General features: G+C 35.5%; 9 protein-coding genes. All 9 read right to left on the bottom strand.

The features are described 5' to 3' along the window. Window positions 1–77: 77 nt before the first annotated feature. The 9 genes from IGI46_RS14340 to IGI46_RS14380 all read right to left on the bottom strand — a co-directional run bounded on the left by IGI46_RS14340 (window position 78) and on the right by IGI46_RS14380 (window position 12430). The gene (locus IGI46_RS14340; RefSeq protein WP_429963760.1) at window positions 78–1418 is read right to left on the bottom strand and encodes a flavin monoamine oxidase family protein; all 1341 of its coding nucleotides are present in this window, start codon (window positions 1416–1418) and stop codon (window positions 78–80) included. A gap of 58 nt (window positions 1419–1476) precedes the next feature. After that, window positions 1477–2286, bottom strand: a complete 810-nt coding sequence (locus IGI46_RS14345; protein ID WP_429963761.1) for a MerR family transcriptional regulator — start codon at window positions 2284–2286, stop codon at window positions 1477–1479. Between the two features lie 629 nt (window positions 2287–2915). After that, window positions 2916–6806, bottom strand: coding sequence for a WxL domain-containing protein (locus tag IGI46_RS14350; protein ID WP_429973702.1), 3891 nt, complete (start codon window positions 6804–6806; stop codon window positions 2916–2918). Beyond that, window positions 6803–7159, bottom strand: a complete 357-nt coding sequence (locus tag IGI46_RS14355) for a hypothetical protein (RefSeq protein WP_429963763.1) — start codon at window positions 7157–7159, stop codon at window positions 6803–6805. The genes IGI46_RS14350 and IGI46_RS14355 overlap by 4 nt, the downstream gene beginning before the upstream one ends. Window positions 7160–7174: 15 nt before the next feature. Then, complete coding sequence (locus tag IGI46_RS14360) at window positions 7175–8188, bottom strand: DUF916 and DUF3324 domain-containing protein (RefSeq protein WP_429963764.1); 1014 nt, start codon at window positions 8186–8188, stop codon at window positions 7175–7177. 337 nt (window positions 8189–8525) lie between these two features. Then, the gene (locus IGI46_RS14365; RefSeq protein ID WP_429963765.1) at window positions 8526–9206 is read right to left on the bottom strand and encodes a hypothetical protein; all 681 of its coding nucleotides are present in this window, start codon (window positions 9204–9206) and stop codon (window positions 8526–8528) included. A gap of 358 nt (window positions 9207–9564) precedes the next feature. After that, complete coding sequence (locus IGI46_RS14370) at window positions 9565–10680, bottom strand: helix-turn-helix transcriptional regulator (RefSeq protein WP_429973703.1); 1116 nt, start codon at window positions 10678–10680, stop codon at window positions 9565–9567. 192 nt (window positions 10681–10872) lie between these two features. Next, window positions 10873–11967: a helix-turn-helix transcriptional regulator gene (locus tag IGI46_RS14375; RefSeq protein WP_429963767.1), complete on the bottom strand. Its 1095-nt coding sequence runs from the start codon at window positions 11965–11967 to the stop codon at window positions 10873–10875. Between the two features lie 142 nt (window positions 11968–12109). Then, on the bottom strand, window positions 12110–12430 hold the full coding sequence (locus IGI46_RS14380; protein ID WP_429973704.1) for a DMT family transporter: 321 nt from the start codon (window positions 12428–12430) through the stop codon (window positions 12110–12112). Window positions 12431–12803 lie beyond the last annotated feature (373 nt).

Below are 12803 nucleotides of genomic sequence, written 5' to 3' on the forward strand. Positions count from 1 at the left end.
ATTAGAACGAAACAAAAAGGAGCACTTATCTCATCGCTCCTTTTTGTTTCGCTCCCAAAAGCTTTATCATCTTTTGATTAAACTAGTTTAACTTCTTTTTTCATCATAATCTTTTGTGCTTCTCGTTCGCCAGACCTAACAGCACCTTCAAAATACCCGTTCCAGACCGTTGCGGTTTCTGTTCCAGCAAAGTGAATTCCCTTAACATTTGATTGCAGGAACTCACCATATTTGATAAAGCCACCTGGTTTAAAATGGCCAGAAAAACAGCCATTAGTAAACGGTTCTTCATTCCAATCTTGCGTAATAAAGTGCTCCGGATTTCTTGCCTGTTCGCCATAAAGCTTGACTAGTTCTTCAATCAAGCGAGCTTTTTGTTCTTCTTCCGACAGCTTGGTCAATTGAATCGAATCAATTCCGTAAACGAAGAAGGTCAGAATGCCCTTCTTTTGATCTACTAAGGAATTATCCAGACTCTCGATAATCAGTCCTTCACTCATGTTGCGCTGACCGGACAATCCAGATTCACGCCAAAATGGTTGCTCATAAACCGCATGGTATTTCGATGCGCTGCCAGGCAGAATGCTTTGCAATGTCTTTTTCTTCCAAACCGGCAGTTCTGGTGTGAAGATGATTTTTGAATTCACGACAGTCGGCGGCACGGCTATTAGAACTTGTTTTGTTAAGTACAGTTCTCCCACTCTGGTTTCTACAAGATATCCCTCCTCGTTTTTCGTAACTGCCTTAACTACTTGTTCGAAAAAAACCGAGCCATAGTCATCCGCCATTTTTTTGGCGATTGCCTGTGGTCCTCCGACAATTCGATCCTGCTGGGCCCCACCTTTTGCACCTAATAAACTTTGAACGCCATTACCCGCTTTAATATAATACAACATTTGAAACAGCGAAACCTCACCAGCATCCGAAGCTAACAATCCTCCCGCTAGCATCCGACCGACGAAGCCTGCGACTTCTTCGTCTTTTGTTTGTAAGTTCAACCAGCTAGCCAATGTCATTCGATCTTGACTGGCAATATTGGGACTTTTGTGTGGATAATCCAAGTTCACTTGATCGGCTAGTTCATCGATAACTTCAAATAACTCCAGCATTTCCTCTGGTTCTTGATCATGAACATCATCAAGATAATGGTACTGTCCCTTACCAAACAATTGAGAAGGGAAGGTCGGTACGTCATATTGAGCAGCTAGCTCATACATTCGATCCTGTGTTGGTCCTAACCACTGACCTCCTAAGTCAATCTGAGTTCCATCCTCCAGCCATTTTGTTTCTGTTCGACCGCCTACACGATTACGTGCTTCCAAAATAACTGTTTTAAATCCATTTTTCTTTAAAGATAACCCAGCTGCCAGCCCAGCAAAACCAGCACCGATGATAACTACATCATATCTTTTCTCCATTATATGTCCTCCTAAAATACTTTATAATAAAAGTATAGAGGTTATAACTGTTATAAGGTCAATCCACAAGTCTTACTTGGATTTCGGTTAAAAACTCATCACTGTGCTGGGTTTCATGAAAATCAATCAAATAAAACTCATAGAAGGGGAGCTCCACTTGATAACCTTGTTGCTTTAGCTGATCTTTCATTTCTTCCAGGTGATTACCCGCTTGTTCATAGTCCCCTTGATAAAAATAACTGACATAAGTTCCAGCTTCCAAAAAATTACACTCGGTAACTACATCCTCCGTCTCAGAATTCGTTAAAAATAAAATCCCCTCATAACTCATCTCAAAACTATCAGCGATAATTCCTGCCACGAAATGGAACTCATACGAACTACTTTGTTCCAAGACTTCTCCATACAATTTTCGCATTGCCGTTTCGAACTCTGCTTCATTTCCATATTCAACCTTCTTCCAAAAATATGGGCGTACTACTTTCTCTTCGATTACGATTCTTTCGATCGGCAGTTCCTGCTGCTGCAATTGGTCCAAAATACGATTACGCGCAGTCACTCCCGCCAGCTTTTCTTCCATTAAAGCAATCTTTTCTTTTAATAAGCGCTGGTTCTCCCGAAAAATTTCTTGCGTAGTAGCCAACGTTCGATCCTTCAAGTATGCTTCAATAGATTCTAACGGTACGTCCAATTCCCGCAAATCCCGAATAATGTTTAATAGATAAATTTCCTTTTCTGAATATAACCGATAGTTATTCTCGGTTCTTTCCGGCGTTAATAACCCTATTTTTTCGTAATGTCGAATGATATGAGTCGAGATACCATACATTTCGGCAATCTCCTTAATTGAAAAAAACTTTGCCTTCACTATGGCTCCTCCTATTCAATAGATCAGTAGTATGATTTAAGCATACGTTAGAAAAGTGAGCATGACAATATTTTTGGAAATGAAAAATATTGTCATGATTTACTTGTAAAAGCCTATTTAGCAATTGCAAATTTTTTTATGGGGAATTTAGTTTTCTCTTTTGAGCTAGATAGTATTCCCTGGAAATTCAAAAATAATTGCACCGAGTGAAAAAGACTGAACTCATTGGCTACTTTTGAGTTCAGTCTTCATTTTGTTGATATAGATTAAATTTCCTAGTAAAATATCTATTCAAATCTCGTTTATTTAAAGAATATAAGCTGCTTTTGAATATCAAAATATAAGTATATGACAAATACAACATTTATCATCGATAGCAAAAACAAAAATATATCAGGAATAAGAAAACGATAGTTCCTTTGCTGATGTTTTTTGGTGCTGGTGTCCTTTATAAAAAAATAAACGAACCCTATCAAACAGACACCACCGATTAATCCAAAAAATAAAACCCAAGCATACCTTTCCATAGCTATCCTCCTGTATAATTTTTTTAGAAAAAACCTTTTTCGTTTGATTCTCTTATCTGCAAGTAAGTGAATAAGTGGTTATATGTTTTTACGTCAGTTTCATTATGGAACATTCTCTAATGTCCATTGTAGTTGCCCGCTATAATCCTGCGTTTCTTTCTCACTATTTCCAGGAATGATCATCTTTACAGATTCTGGATCAATATAGTAGACAAAAACACCTGATGATGCCAGTGTTGGAGAAGCTTTTACTAAAATATTTGGAGTACCATCAGCGTTCATTGATTGCTGCTTATGAACCTTCCCATAAAACCCATCTGGCGATATTTCCTCTCCATTATTCTTCTTTAATTCGCCTTCAAAAGAAATACTGGCCCCTTCCAATTTATTCCCAGAGGAGCTCTTTAATTCGGTTAGTGCACCCCGCAATTCCCATCCGGTAGAAGAAATCCTTGTGTCTTGAAAGACAAGTGGTGTAAAGTGCTTCGCTGTTTCCGTCAAACGATAGGTTTCCAGAATATTCGAGGGCTTTAATTCATTACCGAAATCGAGTAGGTCAGGAACTGTGCGCAAAGCCAAAAGATTATCTAATACTTGAACGGTTGAAAACATTCGGATTGGAGAATCTTGTTTTTCCCCATTTTCAAAATACACGGTCGAATAAGTTTCGTACAACGTATATTCTTCTAAGTTTTTTAAAGTAAAGGTAAAATTTCCGCTAGATGCATCTGGAACACTTTGATCAAAGGTTTGCCAAGCACCCCCGCCATTTGACTGCCGTTTTCTAAAATGATTTTTCGCTGCAATTGGGGCGCGATGACCGATAAAATGATTGTAGTCTACCACAAAGGTCGCTGAACTATCAGTAGTAGTAGAAATCAAGGGGGCCAAAACAGTAACATCATAAGTGAATAGTTCATCCGGTTTCATTTTGTGAATTTGCCCATCTTTTGTTGTAATTGTCGTAAATGCCTGATAGTGTGTACCAACAGAGAATTCTTTAGAGCTGAAAGTAATTTTTCCATCATCAATTTTCATCGGGCGATTCCTCCAAGGACCAGATGCTCCTTTTTTCCGATAACTTAAAACAGCACTTTCGATTATTGATTTATCTCCATCATATCCCAACTCCAGATCCAATTGATCGTTGGAACGATAAGTTGTCTCAAACCTAGGTTGTATAAAGAAATCCTTAGTCTGGAATGTTGCACTTGGGCTTTGAACTAACTCATTATTATACCTATCTAATACGGTCACATAGTATTGGTAAATAGTATTTTTTTTAAGATTAGTCAGCTCTTTTTGATAATTGTTGTTTCCAGAAAAGTCCTTTGAATTAAGCACCACTGACAACCAGTTGCTTTCAGTTTGCTCTTTATACTTTAAGATAATCTTTTTACTAAACTGATTTGCAGATCCACTTTTGTAACTGCCACTAACAACAGCAGAGTTAAAAGTTGTCTTAGAGGTTGTTGACCCTAATTCCAGAAAAGAGTTGTCATAATTCCCCGTTTTAAAATAGGGAATTTCATGACCGAGTACAGCCACTCTATTTTTAACAGTCAGGTATGCCCAGTTATAGTCCCAACTCACACTTCCTGTGTCTGGTCCTCCAGCTCTTAAAATAGTAGTCCCATCCTTTAATTTAAAAACGATTATTACTGAATAGTCAGTATTCTTATTCAAATCACTGATTGTTGCTTCATAAGTTCCACCAGTATCTGATTTTTTCAAAGTCAGCGCAACTTTAGTCCAACCGTTGCCGCCATTTTTCATCTTAGGACCTGCATCTGGCTGGTAACTTTTACTTAGTCCTTTTTTGTAATAGGCAACAGCGTTTTCTACTAAATCGTTCTCACCAGAAAGGTTGTACGTTCCTATAATTTTGGCTGACGTTGGCTTGATCTCTGAAAAAGTAGTGTTGGAAATAAATAATGTACTGGTTACAAAATATGGGATATCTTTCGGTGGAATATAGGCAATACCTTTTACCGCTATACGCTCATTATAGTCCCATTTCAAACTATCCGTATTTTCATTCCCAGCCCGCAAGATTTTTGATCCATCTTTCAGTGTAAAAATGATAATGATAGAATAGTCTGTCTGCTGTTCTAATCCGGTCAGAATAGCTTCATAAGTTCCACCATGCTCACCTTTATTTAGTTTTAAATCAACCATTGTCCAGCCGTTTCCACCTGTTAATTTATCTGGACCATAAATACTAGGATCAGTGGTGTTTTTACCATAACCTTTTATATAATAAGCAGCAGCTTGCTCTACAATATTATTTTCATAATGATAACTTCCAGTTATCTGTGCACTATTGGAAGTGATATCAGAAAAAGAAACTGCCCCTATTTGCCCTTCTTCAGTCGTAAAATTAGGAATTTCAGGTCCAGAAATCCAAGGAGTTCCTTTATAGGTTAAGTATGGATCGTTAAAGTTCCACTTCACACTTTCTGTGCTTTGATTTCCTGCCCTTAAATAGATTCCATTATCGAATTCAATAACAATGATCACTGAATAGGTAACACTCGGAGAAAGATCTTTTAAATGAGCGATATAGTTTCCACCATTTTCATTACCGGTCAATTCTAAATCAAGCTTTGTCCAGCCGTTTCCGCCATTTATACTGCCAGGACCTTTATCAGATGCAACCTCTTTAAGACCCGTTTTGTAATAAGCAGCAGCAACCCCATTCTTTTTTTTCAATCCTGAATAGGAGCCAGTCACAAGTGCTGAATCATCAGTAATTTCACTAAAATTCATCCCGGAAATGCTAACTTCTTTTGTTGTAAAAAATGGAATAGTCGCACCAGCAATCCATGGGGTTCCTTCATAAGTCAACCAAGGATACATTACATTGTTATAATCCCACCTCACACTCTCTTTACCCTCTCCACCAGCACGTAAAATTGTTGTTCCATTAGACAAAACGAAAACAACAATAAGCGAATATTTACTGCTAGGATCAAGGCCTTCAATTTGTCCATTATAAGTTCCGCTTTTGCCTGTTCCGTCATCAAATACACTTAGATCTACTTTGGTCCAGCCATTTCCCCCGACTTGCGTCACGGGTCCATGATCCGGATGACTTCCGACTGAAGAATTAGCATCACTTATATCTGTCTTATAATATGCATAAGCTGTATTGAGCAATGATTGGTCAATCTCATAGTTTCCTGATAAAGCAGCTGTCGTATCAGTGATGCTAGTAAAACTTGCGGCTCCTACTTTGGTCTTTTTCGTTGTGAAACGAGGAATTTCAGACATTGTTATCCATGGAGTTCCTTTAACTGTTAGATAGGGGTCTGTAAAATCCCAAAAAGTGCTAGTTGTAGTTTCTTTTCCAGCACGTAAAATTTTCTGCCCATCAGATAGCAGAAAAACAATAATGACCGAATAACTCGTGTCTATTTCCAAATCATTAATCTGTCCGAGATAATATATTCCATTCGGACTATGATAAAGGTTTAAGTCTATTTTTTCCCAACCGTTTCCTCCTTCCAGCGAACCAGGTCCTTTATCCGAGTTTGCTTCAAGCTCCTTTGAATACTTTTTGTAGTAAGCCGCAGCCCCAATCAATTCTTTACTATCAATCTCATAGTTTCCATAAAGGCCTACTGAAGTATCAGTAATATTTGCAAAATTAACTGGGCCTACTTCATTTTCAGTACTTGCCCTGCTGCTGCGGGCAATTTTTCCTATATCAACTTCGGAACTACCGCTTGTATCGAAAGTTTCCTGTTTTTCTGGTTGTGGTCTTTCTTTTTCATTAGAGCCTTCAGTGGTTTTTTCAGTTGTAGAGTCTTCATCCGTAGAAGAAGGCGATATTTTTGCTTCTTCAAGCGTATTTGAGAGTGGATCATTTTGTTCGATTTTAGAGGATAAACTTGTATCGTTGATAGCTTCATCTGCCCAGGCAACTCCTAAGTTAGTGATTGATGGAATCAATATAAGAAAGGTACCAAGTAATAAAGAAAATTTCCTCATTGTTTGTCTACCTCCCTTTTTATTTTTTTTGAAAGCATCTGGTATTTTTTTATGATTATCGTCAAAAGAATGCAGAATACTCCCAGAAGAATTGATATCTGATCAATTGCATCTCCTGTCGTTGGATAATTCTTGTCTCTGATGGTTGGGTAAGTTTCCGGATCATCTGAAGACAACTTTTCCTCTCTTAGAATAACTGGTTGTATCTTCTCAGTTTTTTCCATGCTAGCACAGAAGGAAACTCTAATTTCAGTGCTGGGAAACTCACTTGCGAAGGCTATAGTTGTTCGCAGCAAAACACCGATTCCAAACACAAGGAATACAAACCATACAATTTTAAATTTACCCTTCATTTTCTCTCCCCACTTCTAATTTCTTCTGAAAAGTAGATAAGAAAATAATCCTAAAGTTAGAATGACCATAGCAATGGCTGCGTAGATTACCCATTTAGGATAAGTTATTTTGTATGCTGCATTTTTCTCCAATTTTTGAGCTTGATCTGCATTTATTGAAAATTCCTTTTCCCATGCCCATTTATTTTCACTGGAACTTGCTCTAATAGATAAAACGTACGTACCTTTTTTGAATTTATCCAGTCCCCAGTTTGTTAAAAAGCTAAAATGAGAATTAGGAGCCATACGCATATTGCTTACTTTTTCATGCTTTAAAACTTGATCCTCTCCCTTTTTTTTAAGAACAGTCTCAACAGTTAGTGGTTCTAAAATCTTTGGCTGTGGATTTTGTAATTGCGCTTCAATAACTTTTCTGCCGTTAATGATATTCGGTCTAACCTGTTGCAAGTTTAAGGCGTTTCCATCTTTATAAAACGTATCCTCTTCCAATAGAATCATTCCGATTCTATAGCCATAGACACTTTGAACTTGTTCATCAGATTCACTTATTTTAGACATAAAGCTTAAAGCGCCAATTCTTGCACCATTTATTTTTTGTTGCGGTGGCTTTATTTTGAAGCTGCATTTTTTCGTTTCATAGTTTTCAATCTGGATCTCTTTTTGATCGCTGGCCACCAGATCTGTTACAGGATCAACCAATGTTTTGTCTTTAGTTTTTTCTGTATCGGTATATACTATTTCTCCTGCATTTGAAGTTCCTGCATTCGAAACTCCAATAGTTACTGTTACAGGTTCTTTTCTTGTACTAATAATTTCTACCTCAACAGTCTGTTCCATACTGTCCAATAACAAATCGAAAAAAGAACTCGAATGATCGATTTGATTTTCTGGTAAGACAGCTTGAACTGTAAAGCCTAGCTCTTTAGTCGAAGCTTTATCTTTTTGTACATTTTCCGCATTAACAAAAGCTGGGAAAAACGCAATTGATAAAAACAAAATGGAAATAATAAATTTGATTTTGAATTTCATCTTTTCCTCTCTCTTCTTTAAAAGTAACTCGACCTTTAGTTGCTAAAACATCGGAAGCTCTTCACAGTGTATAGTTTTTGCTTCTTATCAAAAAGTACACCTTTCTATCTAAAAAATCGGGATATTTTGAAAAGCTTCCTGTTAGCTCCCATTGAATTTTTGAGGTCTTTCTTTCCAGTTTTCAAGATCAGGATGGGCATGATGGAATTTCGTAATCGAGTGTCCTAATGATCTAACCAGAAGTTCTTTATCGATTGTTATGTGATCTTTTTAAGTAGAAAGAAGAAGCACAAGAAACGATACTCTTCTGCTTCTTCTTATACATGTTTATAAACTATTATGGAGCAACTGAAAGCATCCAAGTAACTGAGCCACTAAACTCTTTGCCTGCATATTCATATTTTGCATTATCCTTAGCAATTTTCAGTGAAGCATTTTTTATTTTTACTGCTCTAGACGAATTGATTGAATCATCTTTATAATTGCTTGACACAATCTTTTGTTCTGATCCACCCGTTTTTACAGTTATCTTGTTATCTGTTGCGAAATCGGCAGTAAGCTCTTTATTTACATGAGTATTTGTTGCATTAGGTGTAGGTATTGTTTTACCTGGTGTATAATCGAAATCTAACAATTCACCTTCCGTTTCAATCGTCAGCTCTGCTGGTAGGGTATCACTGCCTTGTTTTAACTCAGACATAGAAGCAGTAAGATGCCAAGGATTCGTTCGGGATTTGTCTCCATCTCGTAAAGCTACATAAGAATCTGTTTTATTTTTTAAATTTACTTCTATTCCCTCACCTACAGTATTCGTTTGACCAAAATCGAACATACGTGGAACACTTAGTAATTCCAATGAATTCCCTGTAGGATCTGGCATAGGATTAGTGGAGTTATCTCCTTCAAATCCAATTGTAACATCTGTATTTGGGAATGCTGCGAATGCTTGTGCTGTACCGAAAGCAATGCTCCCTAAAATTCCAGTTGATGCTAATAAAACCATTAAATGTTTTTTCATGAATATCTCTCCTTTTTCTTCTTGGTACAATAAAGAGTGTACAATTAAGAGATACCTTTGTATGTTAAATATTTAATATACATATCAAGTAACTAATGTTTTTATTCTTAACAAGAATGTATAGCTATTATGCTAGAACAACATCCAGCTATTTCTATTAGAAAGCAGTTTTTCTTCATCAAAAGACTAATTTATAAATTTTCTGACAGAATGAAAATTATACATTGCATCATTACTTGTCGGTTACTTCTCTTCTATTAGAAATCTATTAGTTGATACACAAATAGACGAGCATTTCACATAAAATGCTCGTCTATCTCATCAATTGCTCAAATTGAATAATACTTATATTTTTCATTTAAGGCATGCCTTGTTTTCTACTTTTAAACACTCTGTATTCTTTAGGAGTGAAACTTGTCAACTCTTTAAATACTCTACAAAAATGACTTTGACTACTAAAGCTTAGCTTGTTTGAAATTTCAGAATAAGATAAGTCTGTGTTAACCAGCAAAAACTTTGCTTCTTGCACCTTAGCTTCTTTTATAAACTTAGAGAGTGTGATACCTGTTTTCTTCTTGAAATGAGAAGACAAATAAACCGGATGCACACATACATGTCTAGCAATGCAATCATTGCTTATTGATCCTTCAATATTGTCGTAAATGTACTCTATTGCCTGATTTACAATTTCTGAATCATAAGAAAACCTTTTTTCTTTTGCCAAAGTAAAAAATTCTAGTACAGCTGTTTTAACAAAAGGTAATAGTTGATCACGCTCATTTATGTCATCAAGTTGCCCGATAAATTTATCAGATAATTCATAGGCATGTGATTGCGGGTATCCCTTTTCGATAACCATTCTAGTGACTAACGTAAGAAAACTAACAATTCGAAATTTTTGTTCTTGCAGTTTATTCGTTGAAATGATTGTTGCTGTAGCAGAACTTAACTTCTTAAATAGTCGCATCACAGATGAAATATCTCCGCAATCCAATAAATTCAGCAAAAGCACCTCTAGTTGATAGTTATCAAAATAAGATAATTCATTTTCCAACTCTGAATAAAAATTTAACTCATTTCGACGGATATCTGTATAATGGTAACGATCTCGTTTCTCAATTTTTATCGGGTAGTCGCTATTTTCTTTAAGTATAATAAGCGCACTCTTTAGTTTCCCCAGTAAATCTTTTTTTCTTTCCTCATTCCAACATTGATAGTCATCTCTTTCACAAAGAAACAAAAAAAGATAGATATTATTCATATCCTGATACTGCGATAAAAAAACACTAAAATTCATGAATGATTTTATAATTATTTTGTTGTTCTCTGAAGAAAGTCTGATGTTGTTTACATAGGATTCTAATAACTCTTTATCAGCAATACCATACTCAACGATACATCTATCATTTTCGAATATCGCAACTGATCCGTCTTTTTTTAATAGAGAAGCGGCTAACTCAGCTTTCTCAATCAAAATAATCCTCTCCTTTTTAGTCAAGTGACATATGTGTAGTGACAAATAAAAAGTTTGTTAGTAAATTACTAAGAGGTAGCAACTCTTCAACAATACAAAAAACATAATAAAATGAGCTTTCATGCTTATTCGACTAATAGTCTGTCTTTAAAATGAAGATTGGTACTTTGACTTCCATGTATTCAGAAACTACTATTGAAAAATTTTTCGATATTCTTTTGGCGTATGTCCTGTTATCTTTTTAAACAGCTTACAAAAATGACTCTGATTACTGAAACAAAGTGCCATAGATATTTCCTTCAATGGAAGTTCTGTGTTGCATAGCAAGTACTCTGCTTCACGAACTTTTGATTCGATAATAAAATCATGCAATTTGTTGCTAGTAACACTTTTGAATAATTTTGACAGGTACATTGGATGTACGGACACATAATCAGCAATATCCTTATTAGTGATTGGCTTGTACAGATTGTCATAGATATATTCAATTGCTTGATTAACTTTGTCAGAATCATAGAGAGTATTATTTTTATTCAATAAGGAGCCGTATTCTATAATTAGATAGCTCACAAAAGGAGAAATATCTGATTTATTATTAATAGTGTGCAGTTTTCCTATAAGATCTTCAGATAATCGGTAGACACATTTTTGAGGGCATCCTTGGACAATGGCTGCTCTTGCAACCAACGTTATTAATGCCACCAACTGATATTTTTTCCCTTGCAAATAATCTTTTGATAAGGCCTCTTGATTAGCATTGTATTCTAATTTTTTTAGTAATTTAATTATCGAAGAAATATTTCCAGACTTTAATTCGCTAAGTAATACCTGTTCTACTTGATATCTGTTTTTTGATATAATATTTTCATGTTTTTCGATTAATTCAGCTATCTGATTTCTATCTATGTAAGAAAGCATTTTTTCGTCTTCAAATTCAACTGTATATCTGTTGTTCTCACTCAGTAGTGCAATTACACTATTAAACTTCTTATAAAGTTGTTCCCTTTTCTTCTTTCCCAAAGAAAGGAATTCCTCTTGGTTACATACGAGTAGTAGATAATATGTTGACTTAAAACTGTTGAATTTTATCAATAGCACCACAAAATGCATAAAAGGCTTCACAACAATTTCTTGCTCTTTTGCAATAGTTTGAATTCTTTCAGCAAAGGAATTTAAAATTTCTTTCTTTGCTGTTCCCGATTCAAAAACACATTTTTCATCTTTCATCAAAGCAATGGATCCATAATCATTGAGTATATCTGCAGCTACTTTCACCCTATCAATCAATTCAGTCCATCTCCTTTAAGTCTTGAGACAAAATATTTAATCTTATAATCAATTGAGAATTCATACATCCCAATTGATTATAAGTGGTTGCGAAATTATATTTACTAGCAAAAATCTCAGTCAAAGCAGCCCGATCTTCGCTTTAATTTCCACTCGTTATTTTAATTCCAATAATACCTGCAATTAGTAAAAGGACAAAGAAACTAGTTGTAAGCGAAAGGTGATCTTTAAAGAAAAAAATCCCTATAAAAATAGTTCCGATTGCTCCAATCCCTGTCCATAATGGGTATGCAAGACTTATAGGCAAAGCACGCAAAGATTTTGCTAAAAAGTAAAAGCTTGCGACCATTCCTACTACAGTCAAAACGGAGTAATTCACTTTACTAAATCCTTCGCTCAACTTCATCATTGTTGCCCAAAACATTTCAAAAAAACCTGCAATTATTAGCTCTACCCATGCCATTTCTATTCCCCCTAGTAGTAAAATTTTTGCGCAAAAAAGGGAGTCCAATTTCTTCTAAGACCTAACGAAATTGGCTCCCTTGCTCGGTAGCAATAAAATTATTAATCTCACTTTAGAACTTTTCTAGATAAAAATCAAGCGGAAAATCTTAATAATGCCCATTCTTAGTTAAGCCTCGTATATGCCTTGCTCATTCATTTAAGATATACTTGCTTCAGTTTTCATTATGAAACTTACTTTGCAAGTATAAACTATACAACTTTTAAACTTTACTATAAAACTAGTATCTATTATATCTATTTAAGCATTTCTAATACTTAAACCCGTTTGATTCTATAGCCAGCATCTTTTTCATTATAATACAATCTCAAAC

The organism is Enterococcus sp. AZ163 (assembly GCF_050498925.1).
GTDB lineage: Bacteria > Bacillota > Bacilli > Lactobacillales > Enterococcaceae > Enterococcus_A > Enterococcus_A ferrettii.